The organism is Paenibacillus sp. FW126-R14 (genome assembly GCF_058789495.1).
This window is the reverse complement of the sequence record NZ_JBYTBS010000020.1, coordinates 45121-62494: the sequence shown is the minus strand read 5'-3', so window position 1 is coordinate 62494 and position 17374 is coordinate 45121. Positions and strand designations below refer to the sequence as shown.

Sequence of the window (17374 nt, the reverse complement as noted above, 5' to 3'; positions counted from 1 at the left end):
GGGGCCGCTCTTTTCTTTTTTTACGACTCCTGATTCAAGCACGCCCATCTTGTGTAATAAGGTAAGTCCCCAAGCCATTTCGAAAGCACCTGCATATACTGGAGCAAGACCTTAAGGAACACACAAGCCATCAGCCGGTCAGACTGCTGGTATATAACGATGTACGGTGGTAATCTATGATGACAAAACGAACTATTGATGCAAAATACGACCTGCTCCACGTTCTCGGGCTAGCTTCCGAGGAAGACATTTACAACGCCCAATATAACGGACAATCACTGGCCGATATCGCCGAAGCGAATAAGGTCGATGTCCAAAAAGTAATCGATCTGCAGCTCGCCGAGCTAACCGAACAGCTTGATGAGCGTTTGTCCAGCGGCAGCATCTCGCTCGAGCAGTACTATGCCCAGCAAGCCGAACTGCCGGAGATCATTATGAGAAGCGTCTACGCGCTATAACGAATCCGAGTATTGGGAATGAGAAAGAGCTAAGCGCTTACCTGTGCTTAGCTCTTTTTTATGACAAGCGCTTTTCGAGGGCTGGAGGGGAACTACAGAAACGCCCCTGGGGCGCTTTTCCAAGTTTTCGCCCTTGTTGCAAATCTCTATCTGTGTCACTATCAAAAGAGAAGCATTACGAGGATAGGAAAGGATCTTGCTTATGAATTTTCAACAGCTTATTCCCCTCGTCCCGCTCATTGAGCAGATCGAGACCAGCGCTTCCTCGCTGACTTTGGAATGTCCGGCCTGCACGTACCGGCTTATTATTGTGCGCCGCGGCCATATTTCCATACATAGACACGATCATGAACCGACAGTATGTTCACAAGCCTATGCCTGCCATCCCGATCATGGCCCTTACGCGATTCAGGTTCCCAAAACCAAAACCGCCGAGTACGTCATCATCACCTACCGGATGCTGCCGGACGACGGCATCTGGTCCCAGCACGGCCCGCTTACGACCTTAAGCGAAATTAAAATCCATTATATGCTGGACGAGCTGCTTCGGACGACCGAGGAGCTTCATCCGCTGACGGATGAAGAAATAGCCGCGCAAACATTTCGAAAGCGCATGATGCTGGAACGTATTCTTTTCATCTACTTGTATGAATCCCATTTGACGCAGGACAAAAAGTCCTCCGCCGAATCGATCGATGAGATTCTTTCCTATATGAACGAGCATTACATGCTGGAACTTTCGCTTCCGATGCTGGCTAGACGCGCAGGCATGAGTGTCGGCTATTTAACGGTTCTGTTCAAAAAGCAGACCGGAATGACGATGATGAATTATTTGTACACCCTGCGCATTGAGAAAGCGAAGCAAATGTTTCTTCATACCGATTTGCTCGCCAAAGAAGTTGCGGCGCGAGTCGGGTTCGTCGATTATTTCCACTTCAGCAAAGTGTTCAAAAAAAAGACCGGAACTACACCCTCGGAGTTTCTGGCGAATCAGAATTAAATCTAATAATAGGACATGTCCTTTATGCATATTAGACATGTCCTAACGTTGGATTATTGAGTATCATTTCAAATGAGAATAATAATCATTGTCACGGGGGAATACACAAATGAAGATCTTCTTTACACGTTTTAGCCTGATCGCACTGATCACCGTATTTGCTTTAAGCCTTGCAGCTTGCGGCAAATCGACGAATACCGAATCAGCAGCATCAACAGCCGCTCCGGCTGCAGCCAGTCAGAAGCCTGCCTCCCAAACGGACGGTAAAATTACCGTACAGGATGCTACAGGTACGCTTGAATTGCCTAAAAAACCGGAACGCATTGTTGCTATGGAATTCGGCTTCACTGACATCCTTGTTAGCTTAGGCGTACAGCCCGTAGGCGTTGCGGATGACGACAGCCCGGATCTTTTGATGGATGCAGTAAAAGCCCAGCTCAAAACCTATAAATCCGTAGGCTCCCGCTACGAGCCGAACATTGAGCTTATTTCCTCGCTAAAGCCTGACCTGATCATCGCGGATATCAACAAGCATAAGAATGCCATTGCTCAACTGAAAGGCATTGCGCCGGTTCTCGTTTTGGACGATTTCCAAGCCGATTACAATCAAATGCTGAAAAACGTTGACATTATCGCCAAGGCTATCGGGAAAGAAGATGAAGCCAAGAAGCGTCTGGCTGAACACCAAGCTAAGGTCGACACGTTGAAAAAGAAACTGGGCGCAACGAACCTTCGCGTACTTCCGGCTGTTGTGAATCCGAAAGGATTTTTCGCTCACTCCGATCATGCTTACAGCGGTTCTTACTTAGCGATGCTAGGATACACGGACCCTGTCAAAAACACCACCGCTTATCCGCAGCTAACACTTGAGCAGTTGGTTGAAGCAAACCCGCAGGTTCTGTTCTTGATGCCAACGGAGAAAGAAACGATCGTCAAACAATGGGAATCGAATCCGCTATGGCAAAAAATCGATGCTGTAGCCAACAACAAAGTCTTTACTGTAGAACGCCGTGACTGGTCCTTATCCCGCGGATTCCTCGGATCTGAAAAAATCCTTGAGGATATCGTGAAGAATTTGGGGCAATAGTCCGATGAATCCTATAACTGAGAAGCAGAGCCAGAAATGGCCTCTGCTCTTCCTATTTTCAGTCGCTATTCTCGTGATGTTGATCGGCGTCTTTTGCAGCTTGAAATGGGGCCAAGCTTACGTTTCTTGGCGCACTTTGTTCGAAGCCGTTACTTATCAGGGCAGCGACAAAGCCCATCTTTACATACAAACACTTCGTTTGCCGCGCGCCATCATGGCTTGCATCGTTGGGATGCAGCTCGCTTTGGCCGGCATGCTTACGCAGCTGACAACCAAGAATCCGCTGGCCTCGCCGCATATATTCGGAATTAATGCCGGGGCTTCATTAGCCGTTGTGATCGGCCTGGTTGTTTTGCCCCACTTCGGCAACTTTGGACTCATCGGTTTCGCTTTCGTCGGAGCCGCCCTAAGCGCGCTGCTGATCTGGTCGCTTGCAGGCGCGGGACGCCAGCAGTATGTACGTCTGGCCCTTGCCGGCATCACCATTCACTTCCTCATGTCTTCATTGACGGAAGGCTTCATTATTATGAACCAGCACGCGACGGACAGCATGATTTTCTGGCTGGTCGGTTCCCTGAATCAGGCAGGCTGGCCGGATGTGCGAATCATTCTGCCCTTCTTCCTGGGCGGAATGGTCTTGTTCAGCCTCATGCTGCCGGCGTTCAAGCTGCTGCTGCTCGATGATGACATCGCGGCAGGCTTGGGCCAGCGCGTGAATATCGTACGCGGCGTCAGCATCGTGCTGGTCATCGTGCTCGCCGGCTCCGCCGTAGCCTTATGCGGCCCAATCGGCTTCGTCTGCCTGCTTGTTCCGCATATGGCCCGCGCGATGATAGGGCCTCATTTGCACATTCTAGGTCCGATGACGGCTTTGCTCGGAGGGATTTTGCTCGTATACGCCGACTTTCTCAGCCGCTTCATCGCGTTTCCGTTCGAATCGCCGGTTGGCATCGTCACTGCCGCGATCGGCGCGCCGTATTTCATTTACTTGGCTCGCAAGCAAGGAGGTGCAAAGTGAGGAAATTCACACACCCGTCTGCCCTCTCTCTGATCGTCGCGTTTGCGATCATGCTTGCGCTAGCCACCCTTTATGTTCATGTAGGTGCCGTGCGTATTCCGCTGGGCGAAGTATGGAGAGGCTTAACGGATGCGCAAAGCCCGTCATACTTCATCGTGCATCAAGTCCGCTTACCCCGTGTACTCGTTGCGGTATTAGCGGGCTTCGGCTTAGCCGTCGGCGGAGTTATTCTGCAAGGCTTGGTGAGAAATCCGCTGGCCAGTCCCGACGTGGTGGGGATTACGAAAGGAGCCGGTTTCATGGCGGCAGCGGTGCTCTTTCTGTTCCCCAAATCGCCAAGCTACGTCTTGCCGATTGCCGCTTTCGCCGGCGCCCTGTCAGCCTTCCTGCTCCTGCTGCTGCTCAGCCGCCGCCTGACACTCACGCCCGCCTCGCTAGCCTTGGTGGGCGTCGCGATTGGGACTGTGTTCCAAGCCGGCACACAGTACTTGATCATTAAACATCCCAGCGACATCAACATGGCGCTGCTCTGGCTGTCCGGCAGCTTGTGGAGCCGCAGTTGGCACGATGTCTACACACTGCTCCCATGGATCGCAGTGCTCTTGCCCATCGTGTGGGCGAACTTTGCGAAGCTGAACGTTTTCCTGCTGGGCGATGACATCACCGCCTCGCTGGGGCTTAACCTCGTGAAGCAGCGCTTCGTGCTGCTGCTTCTTGCCGTTGCTCTGGCCGGCATCTCCGTGTCGGCCGTAGGCGCGATCGGCTTCATCGGCCTGATCGCTCCGCACATCGCGCGCCGCCTCGTCGGCAGCCGGCATCAGTGGCTGATCCCGCTGGCCGCTGTCATCGGCGCGGATCTGATGCTGCTCGGCGACTTGCTCGGCCGCATCATTATCCTCCCGCGCGAGGTGCCGGTCGGGATCATGACCGCCGTCATCGGCGCGCCGTATTTCATTTACTTGCTGCGCAAGGAACGTCTGCGCCGATAAATTGTTACCCTGCGGTTGACGGCCTAACGCGGCGCATGCACAAATGGGGCTTTCCGGAAGGTCAGACATGACCTAACCCCGGAAAGCCCCTTTTCTTTAATTCATGCCGCGCAAACGCTCCGCAACTACCCGCATCATACTGCGCAGAACGTCGATGTTCTGGAAGCAGAAGGTCATCGCCTGATCCCGGTGCAGCTGCAGCAGCAAGGTTGCTTCCTTCGCCGTACAATCGGCCGAGCGCGGACCGCTATCGATAATAGCCAGCTCGCCGAAGAAGTCGCCTTCCCGAAGGATGGCATACTCTTCACTGCCTCGATGTACACGAATGCTGCCTTCGATAATGCCGTACATCGTATCCCCGAAGTCACCGGTGCGGCAAATCGCTTCTCCGGCTTCATAAGCGACCTCCTCCACCATCTGCGCCAGCCAGATGAAGTCATCCTGTGCCAGATGCCGGAAAAGATCAATTTTTTGCAGGACAAGGATTCGCCTTAAAAGCGCCTCATCCCGTGTCAGTCCTTGCGCCGCCTTGGCCTCCGGCAGTTGCGCAGCCGCTGCGGCTTCAGGCTGCATAAGCTTGGCGTGGGATGAATCCGCCTTCGCTAGTTCGGACCGCAGCCTGCGGGACAGCAGCTTCATCATTTCGACCGCAATGCTGCTCTGGTCAAAGATCATATCGTAGAAGGCGGCTGAATCCAACCGCCACAGGAGAACATCCTCCTCCGCCTGAATCGTCGCGGTCCGCGGCCCTTCACTGAGCACGGCCATTTCGCCGAAGCAATCTCCCCGCTTCAGTTCGCCAAGCCGCTGTCCGTTTCGGTAGACGCCTGCTTTGCCCGTGTCCAGGATCATCAGGGAGTCTCCCGAATCTCCCTCCTGGATCACGATGCTGCCTTGCGCAGCGCTTAGCTTATATAATCGCTGGGCAATGTGCGCAAGATCCCGGCTTGTCATTCCTTTGAACAGCGAAACATGCTTTAACAGGTGCACCCGGTGCATCAGTTCATGATCCTGTAAGTTATCCACATGGGTCCCTGCCGCATGTCGAATGTTCTGCGTGAGCCAAGCATCCTGCTGAGCCTCCAGCCAATCGAGGTGCTGCTGGATTTGGCCGCCGCTTACGCCGGTACGCTGCAAGCTGCGCGAGGCTGACATGAACTTCGCCATCTCTGTGCGGAGCGATCCATGCAGCGTTTGATCGATGACCTCCTCCGCATTTGCCTGCTGGCGTGAATCCCCCTCGGACCAGTCAATGAAAACAGCCTGCATCGTCCGCTCCTCATAAATAAGGGACAATAGCTGGAAGACGCGCTTGCTGATCCCGGCTCGAATTTCCCCTATAATTTCTTCTACGCCCTTATAACCTTCTACCCCGGCAATGCTTGCTCCATGCTCGGCAAATTGTCCATACAGCTGCAATTCGTGGAAAATATAGGATTCGACTTTTTTACTGTTCACATGAGCCAGTTTGCGATGCATGCGAAGCAGCGCTTCCAACATGCGATCCCGCATGTCGTACGAAGCCGTCTCATAGGAAGCGATTAAGAGATCGAAAGCGGACGTTGTTCCGATTTGCTCGAAAACCGCCGGCATATATAACGCGACTTCCTGCTGTGCCAAATAAGGAGCCAACTGCGGGAGCACATCCTCCTCATCGTAAGCAGCGAGAGCTTGGGCGGCATAGCGCCGGGTTTGGCTATCTTTTAGCATCGTAACGATCGGTACAATCAAGGGTGGTACGTGGAGAATGGCAGCGGATTCCAGCGCGCGAATTCTAACCTGCAAACTGCTGTCATGCAACAGCGAGATTAGCGGCTTATAGAAGTTTTTCACACGGATTTGCCCAAATAAGGCAGCCATCGCGATTCGTTCTTCCTCTTTCCCGCTTTCCATCATCGCCTTCAGCTTTCCTACCGCCCGAAACATCCCCTCAATGCTGTAATATTTCACTAATCCTGCAATGGCAGCCGCCTGTACTTCCACTTCAGGCGATTCCAACTGTGCCGTAATTTCATCCAGGTAAGCTTCATTGGCATAGGCAGCCAGCGCCAGCAAAGCCTTCGCTTTGACCTTCTCGTGGCCATCTGCCGTTACCGCCAGCTTTCTCAGGGTAGGCTCCAAGCCTTCCGGCATCTTTTGTTCCACGTAAGCCAAAGCTTCTATCCGCATGTCGGGCAACGGGTGATGCAGCAGGCCTTCCAGATGAGGGCTAAGGTCAAAGCCTTCCATTTTGCGCAAAAGGCCGAAAGCATACAAAGCCTGCTGCTTATCCGGACTGGACAGCGCATCAATCAGCATTTGACGGCTCACCGCGTCCAGCAAATTAAGCTCAACCTTCTGCAGGTCGTCTCCCCCTGTTTTCAGGTTGGATAGCAATGTGTGCAGGTACGCCTTTTTAACCTTGATCCCCGCTGCGATGCCCACGACAAGGAGAGCAATGACGATGTAACTAAGCTGCTCAGGAGCCAAGAGACGCGAGACGATCAGCAAACAGATGGCCGCTAACCCTTTGGCCCCATTGCGCACGATGCCGTCCAGAAAGCTTTTCGCTTTGCCCCGCCATTCCGGCGGAACGGGGAACATCACTAATTGGCTGACCGAAGAATAGAGCGTATCGCCCACAACCTTGTCGCTCCCTTTCACAACGACTGCCATCGCCAGCACGGGAAGGGCTAGTATGCCCAAACTGCCGGCGAGCAGCGTAATCGGGAAAATAAGCAATGCCGTCATCACGCCAAAACGTGTCAAAATCCGACCCGAAACAAACAATTGAAACGCTAATGCAATGAGTCCGGAGAACCCGTAGAAGCTTCCCATGAATCCGGCAAGTGCCTCATTCTGCAAGGTTCCTCTTAAAATGACTTTGAATTGGTAATCAATTAGAGTCAGGGACAGGACGAGCGCTGCGGACAGGATCGCCACATATTTTAGATGAGGCACACTGGCAAAAAGGCCAGTTTTCCGCTGTGCGCTTTGCTTCGGAGATGCTGTCCTGGTCTGGACCGGCTTGCTTTCTACCGAATCTTTAGCCACTTTTAAAATTAAAAATACAGCCGCCAAGCCAAGCAATTGCAAGCCCGCATAGAAATAAATCAGATTCGCCGTGCCGACGAGCGGAACGAGTGCTTTTAGCCCGAAACCGCTCAGAATGCCCCCCGTAATCCCCCCGCTGCCGACGATTCCAATCATCTGCTTCGCTTTCCTCTGATCCATCACCGATGTGGCGAACTGCCAGAAGCAGACGATCATTAGAAAGTTGAATACGTCATAGCCGATGTAAATCACCGGGAACACCCAGCGCAGTTCAAGACCCACGCCAAATCTGGAAACCAGAACGAGCAGGGATATGAAGGGAATCAAGCCTTTCATGAGGCTTTCCAACCGTACTTTCGGCGAGTACCGCTGAAACAGGATGCCCGCCGCAATCATGACGATCGCTTGGGGCAAGTACATGATAGATAAATACGAATTGTCAAAACGGCTTAAAAAAAGCGTATCTGCCGCAGTTCTTCCAATCGTTGATGCCGATACGACACAGAAGAGATAGGCGAATAGGAGGAAAACTTTCTTATACTCCTTGGTATCCCCTGCGAACTTCTGTACGAAAGCTTGATACAATTTATTCGATAGCACGCTGCTCATGATACACCTCATTTATTCGAACGTTCTTCTAATGAAATTGTACCAGAAGTCCTAGGATAAAATAACTATTTTTCGTTTGGAATGAATAAACAAAAAAGACACAATCCGTCAGGATGTGTCTCTTTCTTTGACAACTATATGCGATGCTCGTCGCCTCTCCAGCTCTTAATAGACTTCTTAATCGCGTCAGGCGTCCACTGCTCGGCAGCAGCCTTCTTGCATAGAGCAGGAAACTCCTCATCGGAAGCAAAGCGCAAAGCGGCAATTTGGCCGATCGTTAGCCTGGAATCCAGCAGCTTCTGGGTCAAAACATAATGCCTTAGATTCTCTTCGGCACGTATGGCGCGATCCTGCGCTTTTAACGGATAGGAACGAAGCAGCACAAATACAATGATGACAATTACAGAAATCAGAAGAAACAGGAAGGAGGTAAGCAAGCCATTCCCCGATTGCAAGGATTCGACCAGTCCGATGATCGACATCACTAGCAGCACTAGCGCCAGCAAAGAGAATACATAGTGAAACAATGGGTGCATTCTACGGTGATTCGCATAGGTTTGATTGCTATTTTTCATCATTTTTCCTCCCAATCTCTGTCAGGTATATTTTTATTTATCGTCATCGCTTAAAAGTTCCAGCAGCGCCTGCGGCAGCGCAAATTGCTGATTGTTAATGACAATCTTATTGAGATTATCGTTTGCCATAATAGCGGAGGTTTGCTCTTCTTTAATTTCTGCAATTTCGGCATGCAGGCGTTCCATTTGCAAATCGAGCGCAGACGCCGCAACAGCCGCTTGTTTAAGCTCCTCCAGCAGACGTGCTGGCACGGCTTGATTGCCTTCGTTGAACTTATAAAATATTTTATGTTCCAAGCTGGCCCAAAAGTCCATCGCAATCGTCCGTATTTGAATTTCGATGCACACACTTTCTTGACGGTCCGTCAAATGCACCGGAACCTCAACCAACAAATGAAGGCTTTGATAGCCATTGGGCTTCGGATGCTTGATGTAATCCTTCTCCCCCAGCACCTTCAAGTCGCTTTGATTTTTAAGCATATTGGAGATCACGTAAATATCGGAGACGAATGAGCATGTAATCCGCATGCCCGCAATATCTTTAATGCTTGCCTTAATCCCGTCAAAAGACATTTCTCCGCCCTTCCTGCTTAGCTTATGAAAAATGCTTTCCGGCGATTTCAAGCGGGATTTGGTATGCTCGATCGGGTTATATTCATGCAGCATCTCGAATTCCTGCACTAATATTTCTACGCGGGTCTCCATAGCGTCCAAAGCGAATTTGTAAGTCATCATAAATCTTGTTAATTCATGTTTAAACCGTTTCAAATCATTCATCGATAGTTGATTTATCATAGCAGTTCCATCCTTTGGCCGCGGTTATTTTACCAGTCTTACTTAGTGTAAAGTACGAAGGCCGCCGGAGCAAATTTGGCGTTCGTATTGACACTTTGCAAGGTCAATTGGTATAGTATCTCTATCATATTTCGAGTAAATACTTACGTTGGAAGCACCCGTAGGATAAGGCTTAGGCCTTTTCTTGCAGGTGCTTTTTTGTATTTTCCGAAATGAAAAGGAGGCTTTTAATTGAAAAATTTTATTTCGCTTCTTGCCGCTTTAGCTCTAGCCACTGCCATCGCCGCGGAGGCGTCCGCAGCAGCCCCCGTCGAAATCACCCCCGCGCTTCTCGACAAAACGCTGGCCGCCGCTACCCAAACCCAGGCCAATCGCATCCACTCCCTGAAAGATGAGCTGCACACTCTTCAGAAGCAAGAACAAGAATGGGACACTGCGATTAACACGCAGCATAGCCGCAATAAAGAGGCCCATGCGGAGCTAAGCAAACAGGCCAAAGCGATCGATGAAGCCCAATTAGCCAAATTGGAGGAGGATGTCCTGCAAACGAAAGCGCGGTACAAACCATTATTATCCCGCTACACGGCATTAAATAAACAGATCGAAGACGTACGACCGTTCAAAAATAAAAGCATGAACACCCTGCTTCGGCTTCAGGCGGCCGCCTTGAAAATTCCTGTCCAGTTGGCGCGCTCCGACATTAAAGCGAAGGAGAGCACCTTGCAAGCCGCCAAGGAGAAAGCATCCAAAGCTGCGAAGAAAATCCGCAGCCTGCTCGATGACATTGATCCGACTAACGTGCAGATTAAAGCCAAGCAAAGCGCTGTGAAAACCTCGCGAAAAAACTTGTCCCCGTTATGGAGCGCCTTCAAAAAAAGCGCCAAGCAAGGCGAGCCGATCGGGGTCCAAAGCTCCCTCACTTCCATGGTTTCCCTGCTGCGCCAAATCAATGAGGAGAAACAACGAATCTTCAAGCTTGAGAACACCGTCCGGGATAAGCTTGCTGCCATCAAGAATGGTTAAGCTTCGTTTAATTATTTCATTTTGTACGTATGAATGATGTCCTGTAATTCTTGGGCAATGCCGGCTAGCATTTGGGAGGAGGATGTCACCTCTTGCGAGGAGGCCAGCTGTTCTTCCGTCGCTCCGGCAACGCTCTGCGCCAGTTCGGACGTCTTCCTCGAGCCATTCTCCATACTCGTCACCGTGGCCGCTACCTGCTGCGAGCTCGCCGACATTTGCTGCGCCGCTGCAGCTGTTTCCTGAATCTTCGCGGAGACTTCTTCGGCCGACCGTACGATGGCCTCAAATCCTTCCACCGTCCGGTTCGCGGACTGAAGCCCTTTATCCACTTCGGTGAGTCCCACATCCATAGCGCGCACAGCTTCCTGTGTATCTTTCTGGATGCTCGATACCACTTCGCCGATAGCTCCAACCGATTGTTCCGTTTGCGATGCCAGCTTGCGTACCTCGCCAGCGACGACGGCGAAGCCTCTGCCGCTCTCGCCCGCCCGTGCTGCTTCAATCGCAGCGTTCAACGCCAGCAGATTCGTTTGATTCGCAATCTCGCCGATCATCCGGGACACTTGACCGATGTTCCGGGAATGCTCGGCGAGCTGGAGAATTGTTTCATTCGCCTGTGTTACTGCGGCACTTAACGCATTCATGCTGAGCATGACATGGTGAATGTCATCCTGCCCTTGTCTGGCTTGGTCGGACGCTTGCATGGATAAGCTCGAGACATCTGACGCCGTTTCCGCTATGCTCTGCACGCCCATTGCGATTTCGTCCATCGCTCTGGCGCATTCCAGCGCGTTCAAGCGCTGTGTCTCGGCTTCGGAAGCGATCGTCTGAATCTCCACCGCTACATGCTGGGAGGCTTCGCTATTTTGCCGGGAGCTGGCATACAACTGCTCCGCAGACGACGCTACGCTGCCCGAGGACTCCTGCAGGCGGCTCATTGCCTCTCGCATTTGGCGCGTCATCCCATTCACAGCCTGTACGAGGATACCAATCTCGTCGTTATTCTTGAAGTTCAGCGGCTCGACGGTTAGATCGCCTGCGGCTATCCGCTTAACGGCTTTGGACGCAGCAATGACAGGTCTAGAGATGTTTCTCACGATCATCCAGACAATGAGGGCAGACAAAAATATAGCGCAGCTCAGAAAGAGAATCGCACTCAGGATACTGCTGTGATACAGCTCATCATTTTTCTCAACGCTGGCTTGCGCCCCTTTCTGGCTGTATGTCACCATGAGACGGCAAATATTTTGCACATCATTGTAATTCTGCGTTAAGTCCTCATAAATTGCGGCTGCGTCTGGGGCGCTTGCCGCCTGCTTATACTTTGCGTAGTTCTTTTTTAACGAGTCCCAGCGTTCCTGCAGCATGTTGAAATTCTGCGCATCTTCCCCGCCGGCCAGTGTGCTTTGGTAACTTTCGAGCGTCCTGTCGCCTTTCGTAATCGTCGCTTCAATATCGCGTGTGAGCTCCACCTTGCCGGATGGATCCTTGAGATTTTGTATGCCCATCAAATCTTTTGCAAAATGCTCCGTCAAATAGCTGAAATCCTCAATGGCCTGCGTACCTTTCATCCAACGATTCGCGATTTCTGTGATATCCTGCTTCATATGCTTCATTTTCAAAATATCCGTAAGACTTAATACGGCCATAAGTAGAAGGACCACTGTAAAGGATCCGATCATTTTTTGCCTGAGACTCAATTTCATCTGTCTGTTCGTTAACCTATGAAGTTTTTGTGCTGCCGATTGCATGTATTTCCTCCGAAATTCAAATTAGTAAGGGAAAGTTTACCGCCTGCCTCTTGTCCCAGCAATCTTATCGGAAAAATGTTAGGAGAAAGTAATAGAAATTATTAACCACGTGTTAATTTCCTTCATATTATTTGCATTTGGTCACAAAAACGCCCCAATCTAGGGGACTGGGGAACGTTTTGTATGGAAACTAGCCATCATTTTTTCGCATTGACAGCGCTGCCAGACGACGTTAAAATTGGCAATAAACAACAAGATATTAACAACAAACAACATTGAATATTCATAAAACAACATTCCGTTCGATTATTTTTGCGCAGTACATTCGTTAAGGAGGGTATATCCATGAAGGTTCACTTTCTGGGCACAGCGGCTTATGAGGGGATTCCATCCCTATTCTGCCAGTGTCTCACCTGCAAACAAGCCCGTGAACGCGGAGGGAGAAATATTCGCTCCCGCACCTCGGTGATGATCGATCATGACCTAAAGGTCGATTTCCCGCCCGATACATTCATGCATTCGCTTCAATACGGGCTGGATATGAACAGCGTGAAGGACCTGCTCATCACCCATTCGCATTCCGATCATCTGTATGCCGAGGATATGGCCATTCGTGCAGAAGGGTATGCCCAAGCAGGCGGCGAAACCATGCATGTCTACGGACATGACATTCCTTTCCGTCTATGCACGGGCTAAAACACAACTATAAGTTTCACCGGGTTATTCCGTTTCAAGCTGTCCAAACGCAAACGGCCACGATTGTGCCACTGCTGGCGGACCATGACCCTCTCGAAACATGCCTGCTTTATTCCATCGAAAAAGACGGCAAAACCATCCTGTACGGCAATGACAGCGGCTGGTTCCCGGATGAAACCTGGGCTTGGCTGAAGGATAAGCAATTCGACCTGGTCATACTCGAATGTACGACAGGCCGTGTCGGACACAGAAACAATCATATGAACGTGGATGCTGTCCTCGAAACGAAAACGTGGATGGACGAAACCGGGGTCCTTAAGCCGGGAGCGCAAGTTTTCGTCACGCATTTTTCCCATAATGCTGGGCTGCTGCATGAGGATTTGGTTGATATTTTTCAGCCTCATGGGATTGTAGTTGCGTATGATGGGCTGATAGTGGAGTTGTGATTGGGGATGGTTGAGCCTTCTCAACCCGGCTCATCTTGAGATTCGCCCTATCGAAGGGAGCTCAGTTCCCTTATTTTAGGGGAAAAGCGGAATTTCGGACGTTGGTGGGAACTACAGGGTCTTAACTCCCCTCCATCATCCAGTTTTCTGTTAAGCGAGACGAAATAGCGGACCCTAGATCCCTCCCATTCGTCCAAAGGGCCGCTTTCATGAAAATAACGCCCTGTAGTTCTCTATTTTCCTGCTAAATGGATCTGACAAGCATCTGCAGTTAATTTATAGGGAAAGTTTTCCTTTATCCTCTCTCTATATCCGCTCCCGGTACAGGGGTTATCATCGACATTCAGGAGATAGATCTTAAAAAGACACCCAACGGGTGTCTTTTTACTTTCTCTTCCACTACATCTATGCTACGACAGAATGGGCAGCTTAATATGACTCGGATACTCCTTCGAGTGATAAATCGTCTGCTGCACAACCACCGGTTCCGGATCTTCATACGGGTTAATGCCTGTATTCGTGTTGGGGAACGCGATAAACTTGCTGGACGACGTGACGGTGAACCGTAAGCGATGGCCTTGGCGGAACGTATGGGCGATATTTTGCATGAATATTTCATACTTTTCCACCTGACCGGGCGTGAGCAGTTCCGGCGCATCCAATCCGTTGCGGTACTTCGCTCGCACGATGTAATTCGAAAGCTTGATCGAATTGCCCAGAGAATCGACATCGCTTAAAGTAACGACCCAGTCCGTATCAACGCCGGTGCTTGCCGCAAACAGCTCACACGACAGCTCGCCGGCCACGGTCAAATCGCTCTCCAGCTCTCCGCTCGTATACACGAGAATATCGCTGCGCAGCTCATGCTTGCGCATGTTCTCCGGTTCTCTTTCGCCGCTGTCGGCAACCGGGTCCTCCGGGTTGTAAACATACGTATCCGCAGAACTATGAGGAGGAGGCTCTGACATCAACACTCCATCCCCGTGGCTAGAGTTGGCCCGCCCATTGCTGCCCAAATAAAAATTCCTGACGCTCGCCTCGGCAGGCGTCCAATCCTCCGACGTTCGCCACTCGTTGCTCCCGACGACGTAATACGCCGCTCTCGGCTCTTGATCAATGCCGTTCGGAATTTCTTTGAGGAAACGGTCGAACCAGCGCAGCACCGATACGTCATAATCGTAGACGACCGCATCGTTGCCAAAGCTCGTGCCAAGCAGATCCCTTGCCCGGTTAGGGCCGTGTTCCCACGGTCCGAGCCGTATTTTCCGGTTGGGCACGTCGTGCTTGGTCAGCATTCTCCACGTCTCCGAAACGCCCGCGCTGTCGCCGTCGTACCAACCGGAAATGACAAACATCGGCACCTTTACTTGGTCGCCCCGCTCCGTGAACGTGCAATTTCTCCAAAAATCGTCATACTCCGGATGCCCGCTCCACAGATCCCAAGGTCCGGATGCCCGGCCGATCATCTGCTGGGGAATCTCCCTGATTGGTCTGGCATCGACGGCTTTCTCCGGGTCGACCGTTTTACCCGCAAAAATATCAAAGTCCGTCCGAGTGCCCACCGACTGCGCAAGCGTCCAGCAAAGCAAAGGCCAAGAGCAAACGGTTCCTCCCTTGCGCACGGTATCCACAAATGGTGAACCCACGTTCACTTCATTGACGACCGCCTTTAAATTCGGGTGTCCGCTCGTTGACGCTGCTGTCACGATATACCCGAGGTAGGATGCACCCCACATGCCGACGCCTCCGTCGGACCAGTCCTGCGACACGATCCAATCGATCGTATCCGCACTGTCGTCCCGCTCATAATAAAACGGAACCAATTCGCCCTCGGAGTCCGCCCGCCCTCTGACATCCTGATTAACGACGGCGTAGCCTTTGTTCACCCAACGTTTAAAAAACTCTTTTCTCAAACTGCGGTCATAGCACGTGCGAATAAGAATGGTTGGCAGTTTATGTCCCGGTCGAGCGCCCTCAGGAAGATACACATCCGTCGCTAAACGCACACCGTCCCGCATCGGGATCAGGAAAGTTCCCAAGTCATTCACGCCGAACTCCGGTTTGGACAGCAGCGGATCATCATAGACCGTAAGCGGAGTCAGCGCTTCATACCCCTCCGCCACAAGAACCTCCATGCCATATCGGTTCGGTGCCACGAACGCTACGACGCGCCCGTCCACGGTCACGATGTCAAGCGCGGTCTCCTTGCGCATCGCCCACACCTGAGATGTTAGCTTTTGCCCTGCTTGTCCAGCCTGCTCTGCTTGTCCAGCCAGTCCTGCTTTCCTCGCTTGTCCTGCCTGCCCTATTTGCCCTGCTTGTCCTGCTAGTCCCGCTGGTCCTGCCTGCCCTACTTGTCCCGCATGTCCCGCATGTCCCGCATGTCCCGCATGTCCCGCCTGCCCGGTCACCCCAGCATCATCTGCCAAGAAAGCCGTGTAACTAACATGCCTGTGATACAAGTCGCCATTTCCAAGAACAACCTCTTCCCCCTGCCAAACCGCTTGGTCGTAATGCGCCAAGGACGTCTTGATTTTGGCAAAAGGCAGCACAAAGTGCGTCCTCTCCGGAAGGACATTTTCCTGCATTTGGTTCCTCCTGCGAGAATCCACTTTCGCGTGCATAATGCCGCTATCGGCAAAACGGATTTTCCCCTCATACACACCGGCACAATACAAATTGAACGTCATTGACTGAAAATATGTGCTCATCCCCGCTCGCTCCTATCCCCAAACTTGTTCAAATACGCGCAGCCAGTTGCCGCCCATAATCTTCTGAATGTCCTCGTCACTGTATCCTCTGGCAACCAATCCACGGGTGAAATTAATAAAATAACTGTACTTCTCAAGCCCCTTCACCGTCTCCGTAGACGGACCGTCCCCTTTGGCAAAGCCAATTCTCGGTGCGATATGCTCCTTAAAATAGACCAACGACCACTCCACATCGCTCATCGGCCAATCGGTTCCAATACCCACATGATCGACTCCGACCAGCCGAACGATGTAATCAATATGATCCAGCACATGCTCGATCGTCGTCTCATTCGGATCCTTGTAGACGAACCATGGCATCGCAAAAACGCCGATCACGCCGCCGGTCCCGGCAATCGCTTGCAGTTCTTCATCGCTTTTGCAGCGCATATGACCGAACAGCGCCTCCACGCCGGTGTGGGAAGCGATGACCGGAGCCGTCGAAAGTCTGCAAGCATCCAGCGTCGTCTGTTTGCCGCAGTGGCTCGTGTCAACGACGATGCCCAGTTCGTTCATTCTGCGGATAAAACGAGCGCCGAAATTGCTCACGCCGCCATCCGCCTGCTCGGCACAGCCGGAAGCGATGTAGTTCTGATTGTTGTACGTGAGCTGCAGCACACGCAGGCCAAAATGATGAAGCGCGTCAAGTAAAGCCAGATTCTTTCCTAATCCGTCCGTTTCCTGGGCGGTTACGATACCCGCTTTTAAATGATTGCTTTTGGCGGTACGAATATCGTCAGCCTTCAGCACTTTGATCAACCAATCCATCGTATCGAATTGACGCTGAATTTCTCCCATGCTGGTCACAAGGCTCTCGATATCGGAGATACCCAGCTGGCGGTTGCCCGCGGTAATACCGGAGCGGTACCATTCCTCTTTAAATGGTGGAAGCTCTCCGCGAGCCGCCAGGTCATGAATCATTTTGCTTGGCATGCCGCTGTACACCATCGGTTCATCCCGAAAAGGCTCACAGGCTTCACGGATGCTTTCTGAGATATGTCCAGGAATCGCTTTAGGCGACAAAGGCCCCTGAAACAGCAAATCGATAATGATACTACTCTCGTGAAGCTGACTGGCACGGGCCTCCTGCTCCGGCGTTAAGTGAAACGGATACAACCCCTCCGTGAGATTCGTCTTCATCTAA

At 51.6% G+C, this 17374-nt stretch carries 14 protein-coding genes; 8 read left to right on the top strand and 6 right to left on the bottom strand.

Translation table 11 applies throughout. The annotated features are described in order from the left end of the window. The first annotated feature begins 179 nt into the window (after positions 1–179). From AC3WRW_RS14820 to AC3WRW_RS14800, 5 genes are all read left to right on the top strand, one after another. A complete protein-coding gene (locus AC3WRW_RS14820; protein ID WP_492547079.1) occupies positions 180–458 on the top strand; it encodes a hypothetical protein in 279 nt (92 codons plus the stop codon). A gap of 202 nt (positions 459–660) precedes the next feature. Next, entirely contained in the window at positions 661–1458 is a 798-nt protein-coding gene (locus AC3WRW_RS14815) for a helix-turn-helix transcriptional regulator (protein WP_492547078.1), read from the top strand. 109 nt (positions 1459–1567) lie between these two features. Next, entirely contained in the window at positions 1568–2545 is a 978-nt protein-coding gene (locus AC3WRW_RS14810; protein WP_492547077.1) for an ABC transporter substrate-binding protein, read from the top strand. Positions 2546–2549: 4 nt separating this feature from the next. Next, the gene (locus AC3WRW_RS14805; RefSeq protein ID WP_492547076.1) at positions 2550–3563 is read left to right on the top strand and encodes a FecCD family ABC transporter permease; all 1014 of its coding nucleotides are present in this window, start codon (positions 2550–2552) and stop codon (positions 3561–3563) included. 50 nt (positions 3564–3613) lie between these two features. Beyond that, complete coding sequence (locus tag AC3WRW_RS14800; protein ID WP_492547122.1) at positions 3614–4552, top strand: FecCD family ABC transporter permease; 939 nt, start codon at positions 3614–3616, stop codon at positions 4550–4552. 96 nt (positions 4553–4648) lie between these two features. Here the strand turns inward: AC3WRW_RS14800 and AC3WRW_RS14795 are convergent, their stop codons facing one another. From AC3WRW_RS14795 to AC3WRW_RS14785, 3 genes are all read right to left on the bottom strand, one after another. After that, entirely contained in the window at positions 4649–8194 is a 3546-nt protein-coding gene (locus tag AC3WRW_RS14795) for an Npt1/Npt2 family nucleotide transporter (protein ID WP_492547075.1), read from the bottom strand. A gap of 134 nt (positions 8195–8328) precedes the next feature. Further along, on the bottom strand, positions 8329–8769 hold the full coding sequence (locus AC3WRW_RS14790) for a DUF6526 family protein (RefSeq protein ID WP_492547074.1): 441 nt from the start codon (positions 8767–8769) through the stop codon (positions 8329–8331). A 33-nt stretch (positions 8770–8802) separates the two neighbouring features. Beyond that, entirely contained in the window at positions 8803–9564 is a 762-nt protein-coding gene (locus AC3WRW_RS14785; protein WP_492547073.1) for a GTP pyrophosphokinase, read from the bottom strand. 231 nt (positions 9565–9795) lie between these two features. Here AC3WRW_RS14785 and AC3WRW_RS14780 point away from each other — a divergent pair, with 231 nt between their 5' ends. Then, complete coding sequence (locus AC3WRW_RS14780; RefSeq protein ID WP_492547072.1) at positions 9796–10587, top strand: hypothetical protein; 792 nt, start codon at positions 9796–9798, stop codon at positions 10585–10587. 11 nt (positions 10588–10598) lie between these two features. Here AC3WRW_RS14780 and AC3WRW_RS14775 read toward each other — a convergent pair whose 3' ends face one another. Further along, entirely contained in the window at positions 10599–12293 is a 1695-nt protein-coding gene (locus AC3WRW_RS14775; protein WP_492547121.1) for a methyl-accepting chemotaxis protein, read from the bottom strand. 390 nt (positions 12294–12683) lie between these two features. Here AC3WRW_RS14775 and AC3WRW_RS14770 point away from each other — a divergent pair, with 390 nt between their 5' ends. Both AC3WRW_RS14770 and AC3WRW_RS14765 read left to right on the top strand, forming a co-directional pair. Then, positions 12684–13034, top strand: coding sequence for an MBL fold metallo-hydrolase (locus AC3WRW_RS14770; RefSeq protein ID WP_492547071.1), 351 nt, complete (start codon positions 12684–12686; stop codon positions 13032–13034). Next, on the top strand, positions 13022–13480 hold the full coding sequence (locus AC3WRW_RS14765) for an MBL fold metallo-hydrolase (RefSeq protein ID WP_492547070.1): 459 nt from the start codon (positions 13022–13024) through the stop codon (positions 13478–13480). Before AC3WRW_RS14770 ends, AC3WRW_RS14765 begins: the two co-directional genes overlap by 13 nt. 410 nt (positions 13481–13890) lie before the next feature. Here AC3WRW_RS14765 and AC3WRW_RS14760 read toward each other — a convergent pair whose 3' ends face one another. Together AC3WRW_RS14760 and AC3WRW_RS14755 are read right to left on the bottom strand one after the other, a co-directional pair. Beyond that, positions 13891–16191, bottom strand: a complete 2301-nt coding sequence (locus AC3WRW_RS14760; RefSeq protein WP_492547069.1) for a CocE/NonD family hydrolase — start codon at positions 16189–16191, stop codon at positions 13891–13893. Positions 16192–16203: 12 nt separating this feature from the next. Then, on the bottom strand, positions 16204–17370 hold the full coding sequence (locus tag AC3WRW_RS14755) for a dipeptidase (protein WP_492547068.1): 1167 nt from the start codon (positions 17368–17370) through the stop codon (positions 16204–16206). Positions 17371–17374: the final 4 nt, after the last annotated feature.

Coding starts and splice junctions, on each gene's coding strand:
- AC3WRW_RS14820 (WP_492547079.1), top strand. CDS start 180: ATGACAAAACGAACTATTGATGCAAAATACGACCTGCTCCACGTTCTC.
- AC3WRW_RS14815 (WP_492547078.1), top strand. CDS start 661: ATGAATTTTCAACAGCTTATTCCCCTCGTCCCGCTCATTGAGCAGATC.
- AC3WRW_RS14810 (WP_492547077.1), top strand. CDS start 1,568: ATGAAGATCTTCTTTACACGTTTTAGCCTGATCGCACTGATCACCGTA.
- AC3WRW_RS14805 (WP_492547076.1), top strand. CDS start 2,550: ATGAATCCTATAACTGAGAAGCAGAGCCAGAAATGGCCTCTGCTCTTC.
- AC3WRW_RS14800 (WP_492547122.1), top strand. CDS start 3,614: ATGCTTGCGCTAGCCACCCTTTATGTTCATGTAGGTGCCGTGCGTATT.
- AC3WRW_RS14795 (WP_492547075.1), bottom strand. CDS start 8,194: ATGAGCAGCGTGCTATCGAATAAATTGTATCAAGCTTTCGTACAGAAG.
- AC3WRW_RS14790 (WP_492547074.1), bottom strand. CDS start 8,769: ATGAAAAATAGCAATCAAACCTATGCGAATCACCGTAGAATGCACCCA.
- AC3WRW_RS14785 (WP_492547073.1), bottom strand. CDS start 9,564: ATGATAAATCAACTATCGATGAATGATTTGAAACGGTTTAAACATGAA.
- AC3WRW_RS14775 (WP_492547121.1), bottom strand. CDS start 12,293: ATGAAATTGAGTCTCAGGCAAAAAATGATCGGATCCTTTACAGTGGTC.
- AC3WRW_RS14770 (WP_492547071.1), top strand. CDS start 12,684: ATGAAGGTTCACTTTCTGGGCACAGCGGCTTATGAGGGGATTCCATCC.
- AC3WRW_RS14765 (WP_492547070.1), top strand. CDS start 13,022: ATGCACGGGCTAAAACACAACTATAAGTTTCACCGGGTTATTCCGTTT.
- AC3WRW_RS14760 (WP_492547069.1), bottom strand. CDS start 16,191: ATGAGCACATATTTTCAGTCAATGACGTTCAATTTGTATTGTGCCGGT.
- AC3WRW_RS14755 (WP_492547068.1), bottom strand. CDS start 17,370: ATGAAGACGAATCTCACGGAGGGGTTGTATCCGTTTCACTTAACGCCG.